Below are 22,338 nucleotides of genomic sequence, written 5' to 3'. Positions count from 1 at the left end.
GCTGCACCTGCCCACGCTGCGCGCGTGGAACCCGGCCAGCGAACTACCGCGCGTCCGCCCCCGAGGCGCCCTCGGGGCCTGGAGCCGCCGGCACGAGCCCGCTCAGCGTCTCCACGTAGGTGGCGGCCACGCGAAGAAAGCGCGCGCCCTTCACACCGGTGAGGTACTGCCGCTTCATCGCGCGCGTCGCGCCCACGTAGAACATGGCGCGGCGGATGCGCTCGTTCTCCCGGGCCGAGCGCTCGCGGGCACCGGCCATCCACTGCTCCGCGGTGTCCAGCGCATCCAGGCCCGCGAAGAAAACGATGGGGCATTCGTGCCCCTTGCAGGAGAACACCGTCGTGGCGCGCACGTGGTCCACGCCGCTGACGCGGAAGTCCGTCACGTTGCGCCCGCCCTTGCCTCCGTAGGCCTCCGCGGGCACGCCCGCGCGCTTGAGCGCCTCCGTGTACTGGGAGGGCATGACGGGGGCCACCACGAGGATGTCACTGGGGTGGACGCCCTCCTCGCGGATGAGGCGGGCCACCTCGCGAGCCACCTGCCGCGCCTCACTGGCGCTGGAAGCGAAGCCGCGCACCTGGGGCAGCACGCCGCCTCGCTCGGTGGACTGCACGCGGAAGAGGCCCTCCAGCGTCTCCTCCGGAAGCCAGACGAGCCCCTCGCGCGCCAGCTCGCCCACCTTCATGTATTCGCGCATGCCGGGCTCGGCCGCGGCGTGCTGGCGCAGCGGGTCCAGCACCACGTTGAAGGCCACGTCGAGGATGTCCCGCGTGGCGCGGAACGTCTCCTTGAGGACGCGAGTGCGGCCTCGGAACGACAGCCCCTCGGGCAGTTGCTCCTTGAGCGCGTCGATGGGCACCTGGCCGTAGACGTTCTGCGAGTCGTCCATGAAGAGCTGGAAGCAGCGCACCTCGCGCCCGTCCGGCAACGTGTCCGGACGCACCAGCGTGTGGAGCATGGCCAGCGCCTTGGCGTCCATGTCCTGGGCCTCGTCCACGAAGACGCCGTCGAAGGAGGCGGGGGCATGGCGGCGCAGCGCCCCCACGTGCCGCACCGTCACCCGCGCGCGCAGCTCACGAACCCGCAGGCGGCCCGCGCGCTGGGCCAGCGCCTCCACCAACAACTTGTCCACCAGCGGGGCCAGCGCACGGTTGAAGAAGGACACCAGCACCTGCGCCTCGGAGTGCTCCAGCAGGTAGCGCGCCACCCAGTGCGCCAGCACGTACGTCTTGCCGCTTCCCGCCACGCCGCGCACCAGGTGGTGCCCGTCGTCGAAGCGGCGCTCGAAGAGGGACACCTGCTCGTGCGTGAAGAGGGGCTTGCCGGGCCGCGCGCCCGAGATTTCCGCGCCCAGGTCCACCGGCACCGGCGGGGGTGGCGGTGGCGGCGCGCGCTGCGGCACGGGCAATGGCTCCAGGCGCAGCGGCTCTCCGGGGTGCACACGAAGACGCGGCAGCAGTGACAGGAAGCGCTGGGGAATGGTGGCGGCGCGCGCCTCGTCGCGGGAGGCCAGCACCAGCAGGTAATCCTTCGCGCGGCTGGCGGCCACGTTGAGCATGGGCACCAGCGTGTGAGGCGGAAAGGGCCTGCCTCCAGCGACGGTGTCCACCAGCACCACGTCGTACTGGGTGCCCTGCTGTCGATGGATGGTGGACGCGCTGAAGACGTCTCCGCGCAGGCCCGCGGCATTGCCCAGTCGGCGCAGCAGCGCGGCCTGCGCGCGGTAGGGCGTGACACACAAGACGCTGAGGCCAGAGCGCACCGCCTCGCGCGCCAGGGACACGGCGAGGTTGGCGGACAGCTCGCGCTGGTAGCCAGAGCCCGTCTCCCCGCGGCCGTGCGTGAGGCGCTTTGAATCTCGCGTGAGGCCGTCCAGCACCACCCAGCCCGCGCGCACCGAGGGGAACGCGGCCACCGGAGCGGGCCGCTCCGCGCGCTGCTTGACGACGTCGCCGTCCTCCAGCGCGCCGCCGTAGCAGAAGTGGCTCACCACCTTCGCGATGTCCGGATGCATGCGGTGCTGGGTGCGCAGCAACAACACATCCGCGCGCGCCGCGTCCTTCACCGCGTCTTCCAGGTGCGACAGCCCGCTGCCGCGAAGCCACTTCTGCGTGCCCTTGCCCGCGCCCTCCGCGGCGCGGCTCACCGGGCCAATCTGCTTCGGGTCTCCCGCCAGCGTCACCCGCTCCGCCAGCGGCCCCATCAACGCGGTGGCCGCGCGAGTCACCATGCCGGCCTCGTCCACCACCAACCGCGCGAAGTGCCGCTTCCCCTCCAGCTCCGACACCAGACGCAACGCGCGGTGCACGGTGACCACCACCAGCGGGCAGTCCCCCTTCTCCACTTCCTTGAGCGTGGGGTCCTTCACCTTGCCGCGCAGTCCGCGCAGCTCCGCCTGGAGCTTGGCCAGCTCATGGGCGGGGCCGCCTCGCACCCGCTGGAGGATGAGCTCCCGCTCCCGCTCCTCGATGCTGGCGCGCAGCTTGCCGCCCTTGGTGTCCTCCAGCATGACGGTGGGCAGCTTCACCAGCGCCTCGCTCGCGCCGGTGCCACCCCGGAAGATGCTGCGCGCCAGGGGCCGTAGCGGAATGGGCTCGCGCTCCAGCAGCGCGCTGACGCGGAGGACCAGCTCGTCCGCGGCGCGGTTGGTGGGCGCCACCGCGAGGATGCGCTCGCCAGGGAAGGCGCGCAGCGCCCGCGCGATGAGGTCCGCCACGGCCGTCGTCTTGCCCGTACCGGGAGGTCCCCAGATGCAGCCCCAGGGCTGGCGCCACAGCCGGTCGGCCGGAATCAGGGCCTCGTCCTGAGGCGTCAGCGTGGCCGGAGGCGCCTCACCACAGGCGCGGCGCAGGGACTCGGCGAGGGCGTCCTGCCGCTCTTCGTAAGCAGAGGCCGCCGCGCACAGGGCCTCGGCGAAGTCATAGGGCCGGTAACACCAGCGGTCCGCGGACAGCGCGCGACGGTCCACATCATCACCGTGGCTAGGCGCGGCGAACACACGCCCCGATTCGAAGTCCAGGTGGACGACGTCTCCGCCGAAGACGCACTCCTCCCCCAGGAAGCCGAGCACCGAACCTCCCGACCAGTCCGGGTCCGCCGCCGGACGCGGGATGAGCGACAGCACCCCCGGCCCCTGGAGGCTGACCTCGCGCACGTCCTGCAGCAACTGCGCGCGGTACTGGCTGCGCTCGGACAGCAGCGCCTCCCGCAGGTCCTCCGGCAGATACGCGGGCGGAGCCCAGAGCTCGCGGCGCTTCCCGGTGGCCACCGCGGCGCGCATCGCCTCTCGCTCGGCGGGGCTGACGTCCTCGGGCGCGGAGACATCACGCGACGGAACGTCCTCTCCGCCTTCCCGTCCCCGCGCCATCCGCGAGACGAGCAGCAACGGATTCGGCGCCCGGGCCACGTCCGCCTTCGCCTCGGTGGGCTCGGGGGCCTGGGGCGGCTCCACACGCACCGCGTTCTCGGTGCGCCGCAGCGCCACGTCCTCCTCACGTGGAGACTCGGGTGCCTGGAACGTGTTGCGCCAGCGCGGCACTGCCCCCACCCGCCGGGGCGGAGCGGCTTCGGGCGGCGGCGCATCGTCGTATTCGACATGCAGCTCGCGCGTGGACGCAGGCGCCTGCGAGCCCCCATCTCCGGGCTCCGCCGCCTCGCCCGCACGTCCCGCCTCCGGCCCCCGCATCATCGGACGCGCGGCCTCCACACCTCGCCGCGCACCGGCCCTGGGCCACCGGTGCCACGCGGGGCCGTTACATCCGGCAGGGCTGGAGAAGACGCTGCGGCTGCCATGGCGAACACTCGCGGAACCTACACTTCATGACCTGCCCACCCGAACAGGTCGCCACATGTAAGAGGCCGGCCAAGGTAGGGGAGGCTTGGATCGCCGTCAATGCGCCACACCCAGGGTGCATGTGCGGTGGGTAGGAAGGCAGGCCGCCCCGGTGTACACCCTCTCCAGCCGGGCTTGCTTCCACGTCCTCCCGATGTTCTGGGTGGAAGCCCCCCGCCCCCCACCGACATGGCCTATTCGACGCGCTACGCCCATCCCTTCCTGCCCACCACCCGTGCCGACATGCAGGCGCGCGGCTGGGAGCAGTGCGACATCATCATCGTGACGGGGGACGCGTACGTGGACCACCCGGCCTTCGGGCCGGTGCTCATCGCGCGCTTCCTGGAAGGTCGCGGCTTCAAGGTGGGCCTCCTCCCCCAGCCGGACTGGCACTCGGCCGAGCCCTTCAAGGCGCTGGGGCCGCCGCGCCTGTTCTTCGGCGTGGCCGCGGGCAACCTGGACTCGATGCTCAACCGGCTGACGGCCCAGAAGAAGAACCGCTCGGAGGACCAGTACAGCCCCGGCGGGCAGACGAATTGCCGGCCGGACCGGGCCACCATCGTCTACGCGCAGCGCTGCCGTGAGGCGTACCCCGACGTCCCCATCATCCTGGGTGGCATCGAGGCCAGCCTCCGCCGCATCGCCCACTTCGACTACTGGAGCGAGAAGGTGCGCCGCTCCATCCTCTTCGACGCCAAGGCGGACCTGCTCGTCTTCGGCATGGGCGAGCGCCCCATCATGGAAGTCGCGGACCGCATGCGCCAGGGCGAGCGCATCCAGGACATCCGCGACGTGCGCGGCACCGCGTACATCATCAACGACGAGGAGATGCGCGCCCTGGAGGCGGACCCGGCCAGGCGCGCCGCGGACCGCAAGACGGTGGTGCTGCCGTCCTACGAGCAGGTCATCGAGGACAAGCACGCCTTCGCGGTGATGAGCCGCGACTTCCAGATGGAGACCAACCCGGGCAACGCGCGTCCGCTGGCGCAGCGCCACGGCAACCGCGCCATCTACATGAACTCGCCTGCGCTCCCGCTGGAGGACGGCGTGGGCACCGCGGGCGCCGAAGGCAAGTCCGTGGCCATGGACGAGCTGTATGACCTGCCCTTCAACCGCGTGCCGCACCCGATGTACCGGGAGCGCATCCCCGCCTACGAGACGGTGAAGCACTCCATCGTCCTCATGCGCGGGTGCTTCGGCGGCTGCACCTTCTGCTCCATCACCGAGCACGAGGGCCGCGTCATCCAGAGCCGCTCCGCGGAGAGCGTGCTGCGCGAGGTCCGCGCCCTGCGCCGCATGGGCGACTTCCGGGGCACCATCACCGACCTGGGTGGCCCCACCGCCAACATGTACAAGCTCAAGTGCAAGAGCGAGGACATCGAGAAGCGGTGCCGCAAGCTGTCCTGCGTCCACCCGGGCGTGTGTGAGAACCTCCAGACGGACCACGGGCCGCTCATCAGCCTCATGCAGGACGTGCGCAAGGAGGACGGCGTCAAGCACGTCTTCATCGCCAGCGGCGTGCGCTACGACCTGGCGGAGCGCTCGCCGGAGTACGTGAAGGAGCTGGCCGCGCACCATGTGGGTGGGCAGCTGTCCGTGGCGCCGGAGCACGTCTCCCCGCGCGTGCTGGAGAAGATGAAGAAGCCCGGCATCGAGAGCTTCGAGCGCTTCCAGCAGATGTTCGCGTGCGCCAGCGAAGAGGCCGGCAAGGAGCAGTACGACATCCCCTACTTCATCAGCGGCCACCCGGGCTCCACGTTGGAGGACATGGTGGAGCTGGCGCTGTGGCTGAAGCAGAACGGCAAGCGGCCCCGGCAGGTGCAGGACTTCATCCCCACCCCCATGGCCATGGCCACCGCCATGTACTTCACGGGCCTGGACCCGCTGAAGATGGAGCCCGTCTACACGGCCCAGGGACTGCGCGAGAAGCGGCTCCAGAAGGCGCTGCTGCTCTATTGGAACCCGGAGCAGTGGCCGCTGGCGCGAGAGGCGCTGAAGCTGGCCGGCCGCGAGGACCTCATCGGCCGCGGGCCCCATGCGCTCGTCCCGCCGGAGTCGCCCGGAGAGGCCGCGCGCCGGCAGCGTGCCGAGCGCGACACCGGCGCCGGTGCATCCGCGCCGCGTCAGGAGGCCGCGCCCCGGTCCGAACCGAATGGAACCGCGCGTCCCCGGGCGCGCCGTCCCGGTGGGCCCCGCGCCCGCTGAGCGCCCTGGGACCTGGGGGCCCGAACGCGCGGTTTGAATAAACCGCCGCGATTTTCGTCGGGCCTCCCACCATGCTCAGCCTCCTCTCCGCGTTGTGGCTCGCCACGGCTCCCGTGGCGACCTCGGAACAGCCCGTGGTCCGCCCCCCGCCTCCGCAGTGCGTGTTCTCCCAGGGACGCTCGGTGTGCGGCTACCAGTGCAAGACGACCGGAACACAAACAGCCTGTGCCCGGACGCCCTACGGCATCTGTGAGGTCCTGGTGGGAGGCGTGCACTGTTGGGACCCGCCCCTGGTCGCCATCCAGCACCCGCCCACCACGAGGGCGAAGCCGGAGTGCAAGGAGAGCCGGGGCCAGGTGGCCTGCGGCTACAACTGCCGTCAGTTCAACGGCGAGGTGGCCTGCAACCGGACGCCCTACGGCGTCTGCTCCACGAACTTCAACACGCTGACCTGTTGGGACCCACCGGACGCCGTCATCCACCAGTACGGCGCGGAGACGCCCGCACCCCGCTGCCTCAACGCCTCCGAGGACATGGCCTGCGGCTATGACTGCAAGGCCACGCGCACCGAGGTGCAGTGCGCCAACACGCCGGACGGCGTGTGCCGGCTCGACAACCAGCGCTTCACCTGCTTCGACCCGCCGTCGCTGCTGCACTCCGACCACAGCGCGCCGCCGCCGCCCCGGCACTGAGACCACACGTCCAGCGCGTGTGGCTCGGCACGCGAGTCATGCCCGCGAAGGAGAGGCCCAGGCCCCCTTTGCGGCGCTACACGGCTCCGGATAGGGTGCGCCGCCTTTCGCGACATCGCGACACACCCAGGAGCACGAAGACGATGGCCAGGACAACCCAGGAGCAGACCCAGGAGCGCCACGCGTTTCTGCTCGAGCTCTTCCGCCAGCAGCCGGACATCAGCAGCAAGGAGGCGCTGGAGTCCTTCAAGGATAAGTTTGGCGGCACCATCAACATGAAGACGTTCAACCAGCTCCGCGAGCAGGCCGAGGACGAAGCCGCGTCGGCCGCCGCCGCCGCGCCCGCTCCCGCCCCGGAAGTGGAGCCCGAGCCCGAGGCCGAGGAGACCGAGGCGACGGTGGACGACGCCGCCGCCCGCCTGAAGGCCGCCGCCGCGGCCCCCGAGGCCATCAACGGCGCAGCCGGCGCTCCCGCCAAGAAGGCCAAGGCGAAGGGCAACGGCCCGAAGAACATCTTCGTGGACGCGCCCAAGGAGCACCTCACCTTCCTGGAGGGCATCATCCAGCAGTTCCAGGAGGCCGGCGCCGCCAACATCCGCATCGATCACGCCACGGACCGGTGGATGGTCGTCGTGGTGGACGCGAAGTAGCAGGACCGTCCCGGGCCAGGCGGAGTGCCCGCCTGGCTGGGAGGCGCGCCGTCAGCGCTCGGCGGACGGCGCCAGCATCTCCAGAGGAAGCAGCGCGGAATGGGACAGGCGGCTCACCTCCAGCGCCGGGCCCGCTCCACTCACGCGCGCCCCCTGGAATCCCGTGGCGTCAGCGGTGCCCTCTTCCCACGCCACGAACCAGGCCGCCCCGTCCCACACCACCACGGGCGCGCGTGACGTCGCCCCGGCGGGCAACACGACGGGCACATCGAGCAACTGTCCATCCAGGCTCACCCGAGCGGCCAGCATGCCCGGCGTGCCGGAGAGACTCTCACTCCAGACCGCCAGATAGGCATCGGTGCCCCGCGCGGCGGCGACCGGAGGCTTGTGGCCCCACGGGCGCGTGAGGCGCAGCGCCGGCCTGTCCTTCACCGTGTCATCGTGCGTCACACGGGTCGCCAGGATTTCGTGCGGGCCGAATTCGTCCGTGCCTGTCGTCGTACCCGCGTAGGTGACGAGGAACTTGTGGTCTCCGGCCGCCACGGCGGGCGCGATCTCCTGCTGGAAGTCCCCCGTGGAGATGGTGAAGCTCGAGCCCAGGATGCTTCCGTTGTCCCCCACCCGGACACCGCGCACGCGGTGGATACCCTGCCGGGCGGCATCCCAGACGACGAGCGACTTGTTGCCACTGGGCGCCACCCGAGGCAGCGTCTGCTCGTCCGCGCCCGTGGCGATTCCGAAGGCCGCGGGCCCGTCCAACGCGAGGTTCCTTCGGAAACGAGCGCCGTAGACATCGGCAGTGTTGTTCTTGTCGTCCTGCCACACGACGAAGAAGTGGTTGCCCGTCCACGTCACGTCGGGGACGGTTTGAGCGCCCTCACGGACGACGAGCGGGACACCGCCAGCCCCATCCAGCCGGATGCCGTCTTTCGTCACCCGGTTCCCAAAGAGGTCCGGCGTGAGGGTCCCACCCCGCTCGTCACTCCAGACGACCAGGAACTCCTTGCCGTCCCAGGCCACGGCCGGGCTGATGGCCATGTTGGAGGCGGAGACGGAGAGTTGCGTGCGCTCAGACACGTCTCCGTCGGACGTCACACGGATGGCGTTGATGATGCTCTCCACATCGCCGACGAAGGGGAAGGCGAGCAGACACAGCTCGTGCGCGCAGGCGATGCCTGGAGGCCCTCGCACCTCATCGGAGCCGAAGACGACGAACCGGCGGCGCACATCTCCGTCGCGCTCCACATGGGCGGCAACCAGACCGGAAGCGCTGACCCAGGTGACCAGGAAGAACTTTCCGTCCCAGGCCACTCGAGGCTGCCCGCCATCCAAACCGCTGCCCGCGTTGATGGGAAAGCCCCCCGGGTCCAGCACCTTCCCCTTGGGTGTCACCCGCGCGCCGAAGACGCCCCCCTCGCGTTCGTCCTGCCAGACGACCAGGAACTGTTTTCCATCAAAGGCCACGCCTTCTCCCGGACGCCCCGTGGGCGGACGCTTCCCGATGTTCCTTCCCATCTCGGACGGTCCGGCCCGCCCGTCCAACGCCTCCCAGACCGCCTCCGGCACGCCTTCAGGCGCGTCGTCCAAGGGCATACCGCAGGCGGACAGTAGCACTCCCAGCAACATGCTGCTCCACCGCGCCACTCGCACAGGCTTCCACTTCCCCTGACGCATTCGTTGCTCCCCTCTGGTTCGACAGGCGGCAACCTCAGGCGCGCGCGGTGACGCAACAATCCGCCCGGTGGGGAGGGAAACGCATCCGTCACGGCGCCCTCTCCATCCCGTCGGGTCCCTTCCGGGGCGCCCTCGCGCCAGCGGTTGTCACCGGTCCACCACCTCGCCAACCCGGAAGTGGTCCACGAGGCCTGCCTTGTGGATGAATGGCGCGCGTGATGCGCACGCTCCTCATCGCCTCCGTCCTGCTGGTCGCCACCGCCTGCTCGCGCGCCAGCGCCACGCGTCCTGATTCCGCCGTGGAGCAGCCTGGCGTCCAGGCACCGCTTCCCAACGAGTGGTCCTCTCCTCTGCACCGAGAGCATCCGCTCACGGGCCGCATCTGGGACGTGAAGGCGGCCCGCTTCGTGGATGCGGACACCCTGCGCCGCTCGCTCGCCCAGGCCCGCTTCGTGGTGCTGGGAGAGCGGCATGACCAGCCCGACCACCACCAGCTCCAGGCGTGGCTCGTCCAGGCCCTGGCCGAGGGAGGCCGGAAGCCCGCGCTGGCCTTCGAGATGCTCGACGTGGGGCAACAGGCGGCGGTGGACGCGTCACGGGCCCAGGCCCCGCGGGACGCGGAGGCGCTCGCGCTCGCGGTCAACTGGGCGGGCAGTGGCTGGCCGGACTGGGCCCTGTATCGGCCCGTGTTCGCGGCCGGGCTGGAGGCGGGGCTTCCCATCGTCGCCGCCAACCTGCCCCGCGCGCAGGTGAGGGATTTGGTGATGCGCGGCCCGGAGGCACTGCCCCCCGAGCTGCGCCAGCGCCTGTCTCTGGACACGCCGCTGCCCGAGCCGATGGAGCAGGCGATGCGCCAGGAGCAGGACGAAGCCCACTGCGGCCATCTGCCCCAGGAGATGCTCGGCCCCATGGTGCAGGCCCAGCGTGCACGGGACGCGCACCTGGCGGACCGGCTGTCGAACGCGGACACGGGCCAGGGCGGCGTGCTCATCACCGGCAACGGCCATGCACGGACGGACCGGGGCGTTCCCGCGCAGCTCGCGGCCCGTGCGCCCGGCAAGGACGTGCGCTCCGTGGGATTGCTGGAGGTCGACCCGAAGCTGCCCGAGCCGGCGGACTACGCGGCCTCTTTCGGCGCGCAATCCCTGCCCTTCGACTACGTCTGGTTCACGCCGGCGATGCCCATGGAGGACCCGTGCGCGGCGCTCCTCAAGCGCTCCAAAAAGTAACTCCCGGGGCGCGTGGAGTGACATAGCCAACATGTCAGCAATTGGGCTATGTCGGCGCGCCCATGACGCCCTCGCTCCTCGCCGCCTCGCTCATCATCGCTCTGGGACAGAGCCCGGAGTCCGTCTCCACGGAGCCCGCTGCGTCAAAAGGCTCCTTCCTCCAGACGCGCCTGTCCTTCCTCGCAGGAGACACCGACTTCGGCGCCCCTGATGCCACCACGCGGTTCCACGTCGCGCTGGACGCGCGCACGGCGGAGCTGGCGTCCGGCCTGCGCGCCGAAGCAAGGCTGTCGCTGTTCATCAATCCGGTCGCCGTCTCCGGTACCATTCTTCAGGACAACGCCAGCTTCTTCGGCCTCCGGTACCGGCCTTCCTCCTGGGCGCCCGATGAGCGCCTGGCATTGACGGTGTTCCCGGTGAGCGCCACCCGGCTGCACATGGGCTACGAGAACCCGGTGGCATGGGCACGCATCTCGTCAATCACGCGCTCGGGAGATGACGGCGAACCCGCCGTGGAGCTGCGCCTGTCGCGGCGGAGATGGGATGCATTCGTCGCCGCCAAGCTCCCCAGCATGCAGAACGGCGTGACCCAGGAACTGGAGCGGCGCCTCATGCTCCTGGTGGGTGCAGGGGTGAACCTCTCCCCGGCCTTCCGGGTGGAAGCCGGGGCCGCGAACCTCGACCTGGGCCCCGGGAGCTTGCCCTACATCAGCGGCTCGGAGGGCGACATCTACACGCGCGGCGTGTCCGGGCGAGTGATGTGGCGCCATGGCGTCCCCGTCGGAGCGAACGTCGACCTGGCGCTCTACGAGGGAGACCCGACCTTCTTCGAGCGCTTCTTCGCCCCCGACGTCTATCCCGGTGGCTTTGGAGCCCATGTCGCACTGGAAGGGAGCTACGTCTCCCAGCGGCTCATCGACAGTGAGTCGACCGTGCCGGGTGCCATGCGAAAGCAAGCAGCGCACGCCGCGGCGCTGGTGACTCGGTTCAAGTGGGACCAGCTCCGGCTTCACGCGCTCGCGTACTACAGGACGCCCTCGTTCATGGTGCTTTCTTACCCGGGCTTCTTCCCGACGGGCGGCGCCCTGTTCGAACAGATGGAGGCGCTGGCCGAGCTGTCCGCGACGGTGGGGGCGGATTACTTCCTCCAAGACTGGGGGCTCACGCCCGGCTTCCTCGTCCGCGTCACCGCCCCGGCCACACTGAAGTCGATGGTTCCACTGCCAATGTGGCCACGCATCAACCCCCTCATCGTTCGAGGCACCACCTTGTATTCCTATTTGCCGGAGGGCGAAGACCGGAGCCCCATCCTCACCGCGAAGGCCACCGCCCGGTGGGACCTGGGCGAGGTCGCAGGTGTCCTGGCCGAGCTCTTCTACACACGCGATCCGAACCAGACCACCTACGCGGATGGCGACACGGGCGCAGCAGTGGTCGTCTGGGATTCGCAGGACATCGTGGGCGGCAACCTGTTGCTCCAGGTGCGCTTCTAGGGACGACCGCGCTCACCCACCCCGCAGCACCGTGAGAGCGCGCTGGAAGTCCTCGGGCAATGGCGCCTCGACACGGACGGGCTGACCCGTAGCAGGGCTCGGCAGCTCCAAGGTGAAGGCATGCAGCGCCTGCCGGCCCAACGCCCGTGCCGCGACATGCGCGCGTGCCTCCGGCGGACCGTAGAGTGAATCCGCCAGCACGGGGAACCCGGCCTCGGAGAGCTGCACGCGAACCTGGTGCGTGCGGCCCGTGTCCAGGTCGATCTCCAGCAACGCTGCATCCGCGAAGCGCTCGCGAACCTCGAAGGAGAGCGCCGCACGACGCGCGGAGGGCACGCGGGTGGTGAAGCGCCGAGGGTCCGCCGGGTCTCTGGAATAGGGCCCCTCCAGGCGGCCCCGCGCGGGCGGCTGCCCCAGCACCAGCGTCCAGTAGCGCTTGTCCACGCGCTTCTCCTGGAAGGAGCGCAGAAGCGCGGCGGCGGCCGTATCCGTGCGTGCGAAGGCCAGACAGCCACTCGTCTCCCGGTCCAGGCGGTGCACCACCCCGGGCTGGGCCAGGCCCTCCACATCGAAGGGCGGCCGCTGCGCGGCGAGCAACCCCACCACGGAGGCCGCGCGCCCTTCCGGTTCCACCACGATGCCCGGAGGCTTGTTCACGATGACCAGCGCCGCATCGTCATGAAGCACTGGCAGCACCGGCCCTTCAGAAGAGACCACCGGCGCGGCGCGTGGCTCGGGCCTTTCGAGCTCAATCTCCTCACCGCCCCACAGCTTGCGCGTGGGCTGGCACTTCTTGCCTCGGATGCGAACCGCTCCCGAATCAATCAGGGCACGGGCCCGCTCCAGGTTGATGCCTGGGACCTGCTTCGACAGGAAGCGGTCGAGCCGCTCACCGGCGGCCTCACGAGGAACCTGGACCTTCTGCTGTGCCATGCACTTCCCGTCCCTCAACGCGAGGGGCGAGTCAACGGCCTTGGACACCGTCCCCACCACGCCACACGGGAGCATGGCTTGCGGACGACGAGGACGGCCCGGAAGATGGCGAAGAATCGACCCGGCCCGGCCCCGTGAATCCGACCTGCCCCACATGTCAAACGCCCCACCCTGGCGCCGAGGCAGGCCCGCGACGCACCTGCGCCGCCTGCGGTGCGGACCTCACGCACGGCGCGCAGACGCGAGGCACACCGCTGGAGCCGGACCTCACGGGTGAATCCCTGGCGGGCTTCCAGTTGAACTCCCGCCTGGGCACCGACGCCACGGGCTGGCTCTACGCAGCGGAAGGCCATGTGGGGCCGTGCGTGGTGAAGGTGATGTCTTCCTCGGTGACAGCGGATGCGGAGGCGCGAGCGCGCTTCCACCGGGAGGCGGAGACACTGCGGAGCCTCCGCCACCCAGGCATCGTCCGCGTCCTGGCGGTGGGCGAGGAGCGCGGCCACTGCTGGTACGCCCTGGAGCCCGAGATTGCGCCCGACCTGGAGACGAGACTGGACCGGGTGAACGCACTGCCCTTCCAAGAGGTGGAGCAACTGGCGCTGCGACTGCTCGATGCGCTCGGCGCCGCACACGACACAGGGCTTGTCCACGGTGACGTGCGGCCCCAGAACATCCTGCTCGCGAAGGACGGCGCGATGCTGACGAACTTCGGCCTGTCGCTCGTGCCTCCCGGTGCCCATGGATACCAGGCCCCCGAGCAACGACAGTGGGGGCGCGCCGTCCCTCAGTCGGACCTGCATGCGGTGGGGCGCGTCCTGCACGAGGCGCTCACGGGAGGCATGCCGGAGACGCAGCCACTTCCCCAGGGCGTGCCCCGGCACCTGCGCCGGTTGCTGAAAAGCCTGCTCTCGGAAGCCATCCAGGACCGCCCCGACAGCGCCATCTCCGCGCGGCGACTGCTGACCCAACGTGCGCCGCTGGGCCCTCTGACCGTGGGCATCGCCGCGCTGCTGGCGATGCTGATGTTCCTGCTGCTGCGCGCGGCGTGAGCGCATTCCGCTCAGAGGCCCTGGAGCTGGACACCGGACATGCGGTGCTTGGGCTTGCGGCGGATGAAGCGGTTCGCATCGCCGCGCCGGTAGCAGGTGATGAGGCGCTCCTCGTCATTGAGCAGGACAATCCACCCACGCGCCTGCCGTGCCACATCCAGGCTCCGCCAAGCCCAAGGCAGCTCCCGCTCCAGCACCGTGACGTGCGTCATGCCCGTCGCCCGGGTCCGGATGCCAAACTCCAGGATGAAGTCGAGCACATCGTCACGAAGCTGCCGAAGCGAGCTGCGCTCGACGAAGTGACGCGTGGCGGAAAACCCAGGGGAAACGGGCGGACGGCAAACGGGCATGGCGTGGACCTCCTGTTGCCAGGAGGCCATTACACATGCCGTTCCAACGCCTCATTCCCAAGATTCCGCGCACTTGGTCGGCTCCGGCACGACGGACGAATGACATTCCGTCAATTCCCGTGCAGGCGTGTGACAGCAAGGCGCGGACGCCCCGACGCCGGCCCTCCCTGGCCGCTCCGGACACATGGTGTAGAAGGCCCGCCATGCGTTCCGTGCCGAAGCCGCCCCCCGGTGAATTGCTCCAGGATGCCACCCGCGCCTACGTGCGCGGATATCGCACGGCGTCCCTCTGCGCCGGCATCACCCAGGGAGGCGTGCATCACGTCGAAGCGCTGCGGAGCAAAGGCGTTCCGCCCTCTGAAAGCGCCCTCTTCGCGCTGGGCGAGCTGACCCAGGTCTTCACGGGGGCCCTCCTCGCGTTGCTCGTGGACCAGGGCAAGGCACGGCTCGACATGCCCCTGTCCGAGGTGATTCCCCGGTCGCTGCTCGCGGATGCCACGGCGGGCCGCATCACCCTGGAGCAACTGGCGACACACACCTCGGGAATGCCCCACCTGCCTCCCAACCTGGAGCAGGACGCCCAGACGATGGAGGACCCCTTCGGCCATTACGACGCGAGACTCTTCGGAGCGTTCCTCCAGACCTATCAGCCGGAATGGCCGCCGCCGCGCCGCTATGCGCCCTCCATCCTGGGCATGGGTGTGCTGGGCCACGCGCTCTCCCGGCGCGCGGGGCTCAACTACGGACATGCGTTGAGGGACCTGCTCTTCAAGCCCCTGGGCATGGCCGACACCACGCTGCGCCTGTCCGAGGAACAGGAGCCCCGCCTGACGCCCGGCCACACGGCGCGAGGCAAACCAATCCCCCAATGGACCTTCCCCGCCCTGCCGGGAGCTGGCGCCGCCTACTCCACCGCTCCCGACCTGCTCCGCTTCCTCGATGCGAACCTCGGACGGGGTGACGCGGGCGTCGTGCGTGCCCTGCAGCTGACCCATGTGCCGCACGCGGAGGCGACCCCTGGGAAGATGGGGCTCGGGTGGCGCGTGACGCAGGTGCGTGGTCAGCCGGTGGTGTGGCGCGCCTCCGTCATCCGGGGCTACACCAGCTTCATGGGCTTCGCCGCCGGGGCAGACGCGGGCGTGGTGCTGCTGGCGAACCATGGCTGGTCCTTCTTCTCCGCGCTCCGTGGGCGCATCCCCCTGCAAGCCCCAGGGCTCGAGCTGCTTTCCCGCCTCCTCCCGTAGGAGGCCCAGGTTCGGCGCCCGCCGGGGTGAGTCCGCCCCACGCGATTGTCTTTCCCTCGTCGGACGCGGCGAAGCGGAACGCGGTGCTGGACTTCGTGGGCGCCCGGAGAATGAGCGCCCGTCCTCAGACAACGAAAGCCTGACTCCAGGAGAGGAACCGTGGCGCGTGCTCAGGGCGAGCGGCGCAGGGGCAGCAAGGCCCGGAGACGTGCGTCCCGCAGAAAAAGCCCCGCCCAGGCGAAAACGCCCACGAGGATGGGGGCGATGAACGGCTCGGACAGACGCACGTGCGTCGAGGTGGCGCCGCCGAGGTAGCCCGTAACGAGGATGGCGCCCAAGACAGCCGTCCGCGGCACCGCGTAGAGCGCCATGCAGAGGAGCTCGGTGATTCCAATGGCCAGCAACACCGAGCCAGGGTAGCCAGACTTCTCGATTCCCTGGATGGCTTCGGGTGACTGCCCCAGCTTCTTCGACGCGCTGAAGACCAGCGTGGCGACGACGAGCCCGGTGAAGATGCGTCCCAGCCAGAGCATCCATCCCTTGGCGGCAGGGGCGGACTGCGTGGAGGCCGGGGAGGCGGCGGAGGAAGTGCTCGACATGAGAGAGACGCCCTGGGTGGAAGTGGGACCTGGAAGCCTCGCCGATCTAACGACCCCACACACTTCTCCACAAGGGACGAGGCGCAGCGAACAAACCCATTCGGGAAAGGATGCGCTGTTGACGGAGAGGTTGGCCGCGCGCTCCAATGGCCATCATGGGGGTCGTTCCATGACGTTGCTGAACGAATTGCGCCAGCGCATTGACTCACGCTTTCCGCTCACCGCCTATGCGGACCCAGCGCCACGCGCATTCCAACCCGCCGCCCTGCTGGCGTTCGCCACCCGGGTGACGGATGCTTATGCGGCCGACGCCCGGCACCTTGATGAGGGATGCAGCGGCTCCTGGCGAGCCCTGCTGGCCCACGCCTTCGACGTCTACGAAGCCGTCCGGCCCTGCCTGTCCATCCGCTATTCGACGCGCACCGTCTACTCAGGCCCGGAGGACATCGTCGCGGACCTGGAGCGGGGACAGCTCGAAATCAACACCGAGCACTGCGAGCATCCCTTGTGGACGCCGGAGGAGAACTGCGTCTTCCGCATCGTCCATGACGTGATTCCCCATGCCATGTACGCGCGGCCCTTCTCACTGGAGGGAGAAGTGCTCGCCTTCCACGACCACGTCCGCCGGGCCCCCGCGGAGGCGAAGCTGGCGCTGTTCACCGAAATCTTCGGCTATGCCGCCATCCGCTACTCCACCGGCGTGTATCCCGAAACGCAGAAGTGCATTGTCTTCCCGGAGCTGCTCGCGGACTACGAAGCGGGCTTCCTCCCGCCCGCGGGCAATCCCTCCACACAGCCCGGGGCGTAAGCCCTTCGAACGCCAACGCCAGGTCGTCTTCTTGCGCGCGGTCCGCGCCGCGCCGTGATGCGCTCGCGCAGCCCGGGCTCTGCCCAACGCACCGCGCCGTGAGCCCTTGACGCAACACAGCAAGAGCATGCGACAACTGGCCTCGCCCGGTTTACTGATAATGCAGGGGGCGCCTTGATTCTGGTCTGTGATTGGCCTACGCGTTGATTCGCGGGTCAATCCGCAGTGGACCCGTCCCCCGAACAGGAGCCCCTCCTCATGCGAAACGCTGTCCGGACACTGGTTCTGGCTGTCGCGGCACTTGGCTTGTGGGCGCAACCCGCGCTCGCGAATACCCAAACGCAGACCCGCTATCCCATCGTGCTGGCGCACGGCATGGCGGGCTTCGACTCGCTGTTTGGCGTCTACGACTACTTCTATGGCATCGGCTCCGACCTGCGCGCGGGCGGGGCGACGGTGTACGTGACGAGCGTTCCGCAGTTCAACACCACGGAGCAGCGTGGCGAGGCGCTGCTGGCGCAGGTGAAGGACATCGTCGCGCGCTCGGGCAAGGGCAAGGTGAACCTCATTGGCCACAGCCACGGCGGCCTGGACGTGCGCTACGTGGCGGCGGTGCGCCCGGACCTGGTGGCGTCCGTGACGACGGTGGGCTCTCCGCACAAGGGCGCGGACCTGGCGGACTACCTGCGCGCCAACCTCCGGGGCGGCTCCTTCACGGAGAGCGTGCTGGCCTATTTCGCCAACAACCTGGGCACCGTCCTGGGGCTGCTGTCGGGGAAGACGAGCCCGCAGGACGCCATTGGCGCGCTGGCGGCGCTCAGCAAGTCCGGCACGGCGGCGTTCAACCAGAAGTACCCGGCGGGCATCCCCTCCAGCAGCTGCGGCCAGGGCGCCGCGACGGGGGCGCAGGGCCAGCGCTACTACTCCTGGTCCGGCACGGACCCCTTCACCAACCTGTTCGACGCGTCCGACTACCCGATGAAGCTGAGCTCGTTCTTCTACAGCGAGGCGAACGACGGCCTGGTCGGCAGGTGCAGCTCGCACTTCGGCACGGTGCTGCGTGACAACTACGACATGAACCACCTGGACGAGGTGAACCAGGTGCTGGGCCTCACCGCCTTCTTCACCAACCCGAAGACGGTGTTCCGCAACCATGCCAACCGCCTGAAGGGGCTCGGCCTCTAGACGGCCGCGCGCGAAGGACCGCCATGAAGAGCCGCGCCGTCATTCCCGTAGCCGCGCTGTGCGCCCTGCTGGGTGCGGGCGTGTTCTCATGGTGGAAGGCCCGGGCGACGCCCACGCCGCCCGGGCCCGCTGTCGCCGCTGTCTCACCGTCGATGCCCTCCGCGCCGCGCGTGGGTACACCGGCTCCGCAACGTGCCGTGCCCACCGCGTCGCCCGCGGACACCACCTCCGCCGCGCCGGCCCTGCCCCCCATGCCGGGCTCGCTCCAGGACACGGAGGAGGATGGCTCGGTGCAGGTGGATGCGTCGGGTCACCTCGTGGTGTCGGCGGACCTGCGGCGCCTGTTCGACTACTACCTTTCCGCGATGGGCGAGGAAGGGCTGCCCGTCATCCGCGAGCGCATCCTCGCCTCGCTGCGGGCCAAGAATCTGCCAGCCGCGGCGATGGAGGAAGCCGTGCGCGTGCTGGATGACTACCTCGCGTATCGCGACGCGGCGCGCACCTTCGCGGCGAACCAACGGGGCGCGGAGCTGGACGTGGGCGCGCGGCTGGAGTCCCTGCGCGAGCTGCGCCGCGAGCACCTGGGCCCCTGGGCGGAGGGACTCTTCGGTGACGAGGAGCGGGTGGACGCGGTGTCAGTGGAGCGGATGAAGCTCCAGCAGGACACCACGCTGTCGCCCGACGAGCGCGAGCGCCGCATCGCCGCGCTGGATGAACAACTCCCCGAGGAATACCGCGCCAGCCGCGACGAGGCGCTGCGCCCCCTGCGGCAGCAGGCGGTGGAACGCGAGCTGGTGGAATCCGGTGCGTCGGCCGAGGACCTGCGCCAGCACCGGCTGGCCACCGTGGGCGCGGAGGCCACCGAGCGGCTGGAGGCCATGGACCGCGAGGAGGCCGAGTGGAAGCGGCGGCTGGCGGAGTTCCGTTCCCGCCGGGAGGCGCTAGGCCAGTCCGAGCCGAACCCCGCCGCGCGTCAGGCCGCCGTGCAGCGGCTGCTGTTCGACTCCTTCACCCCGGAGGAGCGCTTGCGGGTGGAGGCCCTGGACGCCATCGACGCGGCGGCCAGAGCTCCCTGAGCCTCACAGCACCGGGGCGTGAGCAAGCGGGTGCTCACTTCCCAGGGAAGGTGTCGTACTCCACGAGGCCCGGAGTGATGTCGTAGTAGTCCCCCTTGCTGCCCAGATAGATGTGCGCCTTCTCGCGGATGCCGGTGGGCGACTCCAACGTCCCGGCGCAAATCGACATCTTCGCGGAAGGCGCTTCATCAAACAGCACACTGGAACCGCACTCGACGCAGAAGCCGCGCCGCACCGTGGGCGAGACGGTGTGCCATTTGAGGCCGTGCTCCTCCGTGAGCCGGAAGCCATCCCGGTCCACGGCCGCGTAGGCCCCGACGTGCCCATGCCATTTGCGGCACTTCGAGCAATGACAGTACGTCACCGCCGTCAGCGGCGCGCTCACCTCATACCGCACCGCTCCGCAAAAGCAGCCACCCGTGTTCTTGTTCATGCGCTCGTTCTACAACACACACCCCGAGCGAGTGCGCAATTCATGAACAGGGTTCAATCGTCATCATCATCGTCTTCGTAGTCCCCGTCCAAGAAGCCAGCGGCCCGCTCCGGCGACGGCACGTTGAAGGTGCAGGTCAGCTCACTGCCATCCCTGTAACGATAGACGAAGCGGCCCGCGGCCAGGTCATCATTCACCGCGTCCAGGGTCACCGAGCCCGCCACCGGCATGCCCGTCGTTTCGGGAAAGCCCGTCGTCGAGTGTGTCGCCACGCTGGCGAGCCAGTCCACCACCAGCGAGTCCGCCGCTGGCACCAGCCGCTGCCCATCCTCGTTGGACAACGCCACCGTCACCGGCCCGCCGCTGACGACGGCCCCATTCACGAGCCGGATGTCCACGCCGAACCTCGTCATACCCGCGGTGCCCTTGGGGTCGTAGCTCAGGTCAATCCAGGTGCCGTGCTGCCCATTCCCGCCGGAGCCATTGCGGATCCACCGGGACATTTCACCATCGATGGGCCATTTCACACGGGTGCCCAGAAGGGTGCCTTGGCATTCCCCCGTGGCGTCGGTACCGCAAGCCGAGGTGAGCAGGGCGATGGCAATGATTGGAATCACGACACGCATTGAAAATAGAGGCATGGGCGTCATCATAGATGCGACCGCCAGTCCTTCCACAAAGCCCCCAGCCGACGTCTCCCATCCCGGGCAACACATCGCGTCATGACGACCGCAAGGGATTGCCTCTCACGGTTTGTGTCCCCCGCCCCCGGGCCGTTCGTCCCCACCGGCGTGCAAGGCATCCCTGTCGCCCGTTGGAGACGCTGTCACAGGGAGAGCACCTGCGGGTCCTGGGCACCGACAGAAGGGCCGTGCGGACTGGGAGCAGCCACCGCGCCCGCGTGAGTCCGCGCTGGGCCATGGGCCAGAAGGCACGGGCGTTCGGCGCGCAGTGGGTGAGTCCGCGCGCGGATCCTGAGATAGTCGTCCCCGTATGAAAATCTGGGTCGATGCCGATGCCTGCCCGGGCCCCGTCCGGGACATCATCCTGCGTGCTGGCCAGCGCGTGAAGGTTCACACCGTCTTCGTGGCCAACCACGCGATCTCCCTGCCCCGGCTGGCCTATGTCTCCAGCGTGCAGGTGGGCGCGGGCCTCGACGTCGCCGACCGGCACATCGCCCAGCAGGCACAGCCGGGAGACCTGGCCGTCACCCAGGACATCCCGCTCGCCGCGCTGCTGGTGCCCAAGGGCGTCGTGGTGCTGGACCCGCGCGGAGAGGTCTTCACCGAGGAGAACGTCGCCGAGCGGCTCTCCGTCCGGAACTTCATGCAGGAGCTTCGGGAGAGCGGCGTGACGACCGGAGGCCCGGACGGCTACTCGGCACAGGACCGGCAGCAGTTCGCAGGCGCCCTGGACCGGGAGCTGACCCGGCTGGTGAAGGCGGAGCCCAAGTAGAACCTGAGAGCGCCATCCAGCCATCGCTGGGCCCTCAACGCCCGCATCGAGAACGTGTCCCCCGAGGAGATGCAGCGCCGCTTCACGCCGCTGCGCCAAGGCTGAGGCTCCGGCCTACTTCCCCAGCGACTTCACGAAGTCCGCGCGCTTCTGCACGGAGTCCTCGTTGTCCAGGCTGAAGCTGCGCGCGAGGCTGAAGTCCTCTCGAAGGAACGTGGCCGTGTCCTCGGCCAAGGCCTGCACGGCCTTGCGCCGCTTGGGCGCCAGCGGCTCGAAGGTGTGGAACACCACGTCGTCCGCCTTCGGGTCGAACTCCCACAGCCCCACCAGCCGCTCCGCATCCAGCACGGGGCGGACGAAGATGTGGGCGGCCGCTCCCAGGGTGCCGCCCTTGGCGGAACCCCACGTCGGAACCGCGATGCCATGGTGCTTGGGGTCCGTCACCCAGGCGGGCCCGCCATGCGACGAGACATACAGGTCATGCGCGGGCAGCAGGGACACGGACGTGGCCGCGGGGACCTTTTTTCGCAACTCAGCGAGGGCGTCCTCGGGCACATAGGCCGCCTCCGAGTACCCCTCCACGGCCACCGGCACCAGCCCCGCCCGCGCCACGGCCGCCTTCGCGTCCCGCTGCGAGAAGGCCGACCACGCCGCGAAGTCCTCCACCGTCGCCGGACCGAACTGGCGGAAGAAGAGGGCCGCCAGCCGCGCGTTGCGCTCCTCCGCCGCGGCGGGCACCTTGGCCCCGGTGAAGGGGTTGCGAGCCGTCAGCCGCCACAGGTAGCGCTCCGTATCCAGCCGCCCGCCTTCGGTGCGGCGCTCCACCTTGCCCTCGAACTCCAGGTGGCGCAGCGCGGGCGGCAGCGTCGAGGACAGGCCCACCTTCTTGCCCACCTCGCCCAGGCTGCGCACCACGCCCGCGGGCATCGCCTTGCGCAGCGCGTCCGAGGACAGCGGGCCCTTGCGCAGCGCCACCAGCGCGGCCTCGGCCACGTCCGCCAGCTCCTTCGCGTCCAGGCCCACCTTCTCGTGCTCGCGGTCGGCCCGCTTGCGGTACGCCTCCTCGGCCACGCGCATCACCAGGGGCACGTGGACGCGAGGCACCAGGTAGATGCAGCCACGCACCGCGGGAATCACCTGGAGCTGGGACGCCTCCGCCGCCGCGTCCAGGTCCGCCCGCCGCAGCCCCGGCACTCGGGCCCGCACCGCCAGGTACACGTCCACGCCACCCAGCGTCCGCACCCAGCCCGTCGCGGCGACCACCTCTTCCAGGCTCCCCTTCAGCGGCTCCGCGAGCCCCTGCGTCCGCAGCCAGTGCGCACGGGCGCGGGCGAGGGTGATGCTCAGCGCGGAATCAGCGGATGCGGCGACCTTGCGAGCCATGGTGTCTCCTCCTCCGCTCCCTCTAGTGCGACGGGCCCCGGCTCCACC

At 69.8% G+C, this 22,338-nt stretch carries 19 protein-coding genes; 11 read left to right on the top strand and 8 right to left on the bottom strand.

Annotation, left to right across the window (positions count from 1 at the left end; genetic code table 11):
• Positions 1-43: 43 nt before the first annotated feature.
• The gene (locus FMP39_RS16450) at positions 44-3,688 is read right to left on the bottom strand and encodes an AAA family ATPase (protein WP_141591164.1); all 3,645 of its coding nucleotides are present in this window, start codon (positions 3,686-3,688) and stop codon (positions 44-46) included.
• Positions 3,689-4,021: 333 nt separating this feature from the next.
• Between FMP39_RS16450 and FMP39_RS16445 the strand changes: the two genes are divergently transcribed.
• The 3 genes from FMP39_RS16445 to FMP39_RS16435 all read left to right on the top strand — a co-directional run bounded on the left by FMP39_RS16445 (position 4,022) and on the right by FMP39_RS16435 (position 7,379).
• Positions 4,022-6,037: a YgiQ family radical SAM protein gene (locus tag FMP39_RS16445; protein ID WP_141591162.1), complete on the top strand. Its 2,016-nt coding sequence runs from the start codon at positions 4,022-4,024 to the stop codon at positions 6,035-6,037.
• Between the two features lie 71 nt (positions 6,038-6,108).
• On the top strand, positions 6,109-6,729 hold the full coding sequence (locus tag FMP39_RS16440) for a hypothetical protein (protein ID WP_141591160.1): 621 nt from the start codon (positions 6,109-6,111) through the stop codon (positions 6,727-6,729).
• Between the two features lie 143 nt (positions 6,730-6,872).
• Complete coding sequence (locus tag FMP39_RS16435; protein ID WP_194858423.1) at positions 6,873-7,379, top strand: hypothetical protein; 507 nt, start codon at positions 6,873-6,875, stop codon at positions 7,377-7,379.
• A gap of 51 nt (positions 7,380-7,430) precedes the next feature.
• Here the strand turns inward: FMP39_RS16435 and FMP39_RS16430 are convergent, their stop codons facing one another.
• Positions 7,431-8,972, bottom strand: a complete 1,542-nt coding sequence (locus tag FMP39_RS16430; protein ID WP_228558043.1) for a hypothetical protein — start codon at positions 8,970-8,972, stop codon at positions 7,431-7,433.
• Between the two features lie 299 nt (positions 8,973-9,271).
• Between FMP39_RS16430 and FMP39_RS16425 the strand changes: the two genes are divergently transcribed.
• Both FMP39_RS16425 and FMP39_RS16420 read left to right on the top strand, forming a co-directional pair.
• On the top strand, positions 9,272-10,282 hold the full coding sequence (locus tag FMP39_RS16425) for a ChaN family lipoprotein (protein ID WP_141591191.1): 1,011 nt from the start codon (positions 9,272-9,274) through the stop codon (positions 10,280-10,282).
• Between the two features lie 62 nt (positions 10,283-10,344).
• Entirely contained in the window at positions 10,345-11,775 is a 1,431-nt protein-coding gene (locus tag FMP39_RS16420) for a hypothetical protein (RefSeq protein WP_141591156.1), read from the top strand.
• Positions 11,776-11,787: 12 nt separating this feature from the next.
• Here the strand turns inward: FMP39_RS16420 and FMP39_RS16415 are convergent, their stop codons facing one another.
• On the bottom strand, positions 11,788-12,708 hold the full coding sequence (locus FMP39_RS16415) for an RluA family pseudouridine synthase (RefSeq protein ID WP_141591154.1): 921 nt from the start codon (positions 12,706-12,708) through the stop codon (positions 11,788-11,790).
• Positions 12,709-12,842: 134 nt separating this feature from the next.
• Between FMP39_RS16415 and FMP39_RS16410 the strand changes: the two genes are divergently transcribed.
• On the top strand, positions 12,843-13,757 hold the full coding sequence (locus FMP39_RS16410) for a serine/threonine-protein kinase (RefSeq protein WP_141591152.1): 915 nt from the start codon (positions 12,843-12,845) through the stop codon (positions 13,755-13,757).
• An 11-nt stretch (positions 13,758-13,768) separates the two neighbouring features.
• On the opposite strand, the gene FMP39_RS16405 is transcribed toward FMP39_RS16410, so the two are convergent.
• Entirely contained in the window at positions 13,769-14,137 is a 369-nt protein-coding gene (locus FMP39_RS16405; protein WP_141591150.1) for a hypothetical protein, read from the bottom strand.
• Between the two features lie 173 nt (positions 14,138-14,310).
• On the opposite strand from FMP39_RS16405, the gene FMP39_RS16400 reads away from it, so the two are divergent.
• The gene (locus FMP39_RS16400) at positions 14,311-15,351 is read left to right on the top strand and encodes a serine hydrolase (RefSeq protein ID WP_228558041.1); all 1,041 of its coding nucleotides are present in this window, start codon (positions 14,311-14,313) and stop codon (positions 15,349-15,351) included.
• A gap of 170 nt (positions 15,352-15,521) precedes the next feature.
• Here the strand turns inward: FMP39_RS16400 and FMP39_RS16395 are convergent, their stop codons facing one another.
• A complete protein-coding gene (locus FMP39_RS16395; RefSeq protein ID WP_141591189.1) occupies positions 15,522-15,884 on the bottom strand; it encodes a DoxX family protein in 363 nt (120 codons plus the stop codon).
• Positions 15,885-16,119: 235 nt separating this feature from the next.
• Here FMP39_RS16395 and FMP39_RS16390 point away from each other — a divergent pair, with 235 nt between their 5' ends.
• From FMP39_RS16390 to FMP39_RS16380, 3 genes are all read left to right on the top strand, one after another.
• The gene (locus FMP39_RS16390) at positions 16,120-16,758 is read left to right on the top strand and encodes a hypothetical protein (RefSeq protein ID WP_141591146.1); all 639 of its coding nucleotides are present in this window, start codon (positions 16,120-16,122) and stop codon (positions 16,756-16,758) included.
• A gap of 258 nt (positions 16,759-17,016) precedes the next feature.
• Complete coding sequence (locus FMP39_RS16385; protein ID WP_194858422.1) at positions 17,017-17,943, top strand: triacylglycerol lipase; 927 nt, start codon at positions 17,017-17,019, stop codon at positions 17,941-17,943.
• Between the two features lie 23 nt (positions 17,944-17,966).
• Positions 17,967-19,019 (top strand): lipase secretion chaperone, encoded by a 1,053-nt coding sequence (locus FMP39_RS16380; RefSeq protein WP_141591142.1) that lies wholly within the window; start codon positions 17,967-17,969, stop codon positions 19,017-19,019.
• A gap of 34 nt (positions 19,020-19,053) precedes the next feature.
• Here the strand turns inward: FMP39_RS16380 and FMP39_RS16375 are convergent, their stop codons facing one another.
• Positions 19,054-19,452, bottom strand: a complete 399-nt coding sequence (locus FMP39_RS16375; protein ID WP_090490125.1) for a GFA family protein — start codon at positions 19,450-19,452, stop codon at positions 19,054-19,056.
• A gap of 53 nt (positions 19,453-19,505) precedes the next feature.
• Positions 19,506-19,955, bottom strand: coding sequence for a hypothetical protein (locus tag FMP39_RS16370; RefSeq protein ID WP_228558039.1), 450 nt, complete (start codon positions 19,953-19,955; stop codon positions 19,506-19,508).
• A 490-nt stretch (positions 19,956-20,445) separates the two neighbouring features.
• Between FMP39_RS16370 and FMP39_RS16365 the strand changes: the two genes are divergently transcribed.
• A complete protein-coding gene (locus tag FMP39_RS16365) occupies positions 20,446-20,907 on the top strand; it encodes a YaiI/YqxD family protein (protein ID WP_141591139.1) in 462 nt (153 codons plus the stop codon).
• 114 nt (positions 20,908-21,021) lie between these two features.
• Here the strand turns inward: FMP39_RS16365 and FMP39_RS16360 are convergent, their stop codons facing one another.
• The gene (locus FMP39_RS16360) at positions 21,022-22,290 is read right to left on the bottom strand and encodes a crosslink repair DNA glycosylase YcaQ family protein (protein WP_141591137.1); all 1,269 of its coding nucleotides are present in this window, start codon (positions 22,288-22,290) and stop codon (positions 21,022-21,024) included.
• Between the last annotated feature and the right edge of the window lie 48 nt (positions 22,291-22,338).

The sequence above is a fragment of the Myxococcus sp. AB056 genome (assembly GCF_006547365.1).
Lineage (GTDB): Bacteria > Myxococcota > Myxococcia > Myxococcales > Myxococcaceae > Myxococcus > Myxococcus virescens.
The sequence above is the reverse complement of the archived record's forward strand: the minus strand, read 5'-3'. Positions and strand labels throughout refer to the sequence as shown.

What these genes read in the sequence shown, in the direction of transcription:
- FMP39_RS16450 (WP_141591164.1), bottom strand. Translation starts at nt 3,688, where the DNA reads ATGATGCGGGGGCCGGAGGCGGGACGTGCGGGCGAGGCGGCGGAGCCC.
- FMP39_RS16445 (WP_141591162.1), top strand. Translation starts at nt 4,022, where the DNA reads ATGGCCTATTCGACGCGCTACGCCCATCCCTTCCTGCCCACCACCCGT.
- FMP39_RS16440 (WP_141591160.1), top strand. Translation starts at nt 6,109, where the DNA reads ATGCTCAGCCTCCTCTCCGCGTTGTGGCTCGCCACGGCTCCCGTGGCG.
- FMP39_RS16435 (WP_194858423.1), top strand. Translation starts at nt 6,873, where the DNA reads ATGGCCAGGACAACCCAGGAGCAGACCCAGGAGCGCCACGCGTTTCTG.
- FMP39_RS16430 (WP_228558043.1), bottom strand. Translation starts at nt 8,972, where the DNA reads ATGCCCTTGGACGACGCGCCTGAAGGCGTGCCGGAGGCGGTCTGGGAG.
- FMP39_RS16425 (WP_141591191.1), top strand. Translation starts at nt 9,272, where the DNA reads ATGCGCACGCTCCTCATCGCCTCCGTCCTGCTGGTCGCCACCGCCTGC.
- FMP39_RS16420 (WP_141591156.1), top strand. Translation starts at nt 10,345, where the DNA reads ATGACGCCCTCGCTCCTCGCCGCCTCGCTCATCATCGCTCTGGGACAG.
- FMP39_RS16415 (WP_141591154.1), bottom strand. Translation starts at nt 12,708, where the DNA reads ATGGCACAGCAGAAGGTCCAGGTTCCTCGTGAGGCCGCCGGTGAGCGG.
- FMP39_RS16405 (WP_141591150.1), bottom strand. Translation starts at nt 14,137, where the DNA reads ATGGCCTCCTGGCAACAGGAGGTCCACGCCATGCCCGTTTGCCGTCCG.
- FMP39_RS16400 (WP_228558041.1), top strand. Translation starts at nt 14,311, where the DNA reads ATGCGTTCCGTGCCGAAGCCGCCCCCCGGTGAATTGCTCCAGGATGCC.
- FMP39_RS16395 (WP_141591189.1), bottom strand. Translation starts at nt 15,884, where the DNA reads ATGCTCTGGCTGGGACGCATCTTCACCGGGCTCGTCGTCGCCACGCTG.
- FMP39_RS16390 (WP_141591146.1), top strand. Translation starts at nt 16,120, where the DNA reads ATGACGTTGCTGAACGAATTGCGCCAGCGCATTGACTCACGCTTTCCG.
- FMP39_RS16385 (WP_194858422.1), top strand. Translation starts at nt 17,017, where the DNA reads ATGCGAAACGCTGTCCGGACACTGGTTCTGGCTGTCGCGGCACTTGGC.
- FMP39_RS16380 (WP_141591142.1), top strand. Translation starts at nt 17,967, where the DNA reads ATGAAGAGCCGCGCCGTCATTCCCGTAGCCGCGCTGTGCGCCCTGCTG.
- FMP39_RS16375 (WP_090490125.1), bottom strand. Translation starts at nt 19,452, where the DNA reads ATGAACAAGAACACGGGTGGCTGCTTTTGCGGAGCGGTGCGGTATGAG.
- FMP39_RS16370 (WP_228558039.1), bottom strand. Translation starts at nt 19,955, where the DNA reads ATGTCCCGGTGGATCCGCAATGGCTCCGGCGGGAATGGGCAGCACGGC.
- FMP39_RS16365 (WP_141591139.1), top strand. Translation starts at nt 20,446, where the DNA reads ATGAAAATCTGGGTCGATGCCGATGCCTGCCCGGGCCCCGTCCGGGAC.
- FMP39_RS16360 (WP_141591137.1), bottom strand. Translation starts at nt 22,290, where the DNA reads ATGGCTCGCAAGGTCGCCGCATCCGCTGATTCCGCGCTGAGCATCACC.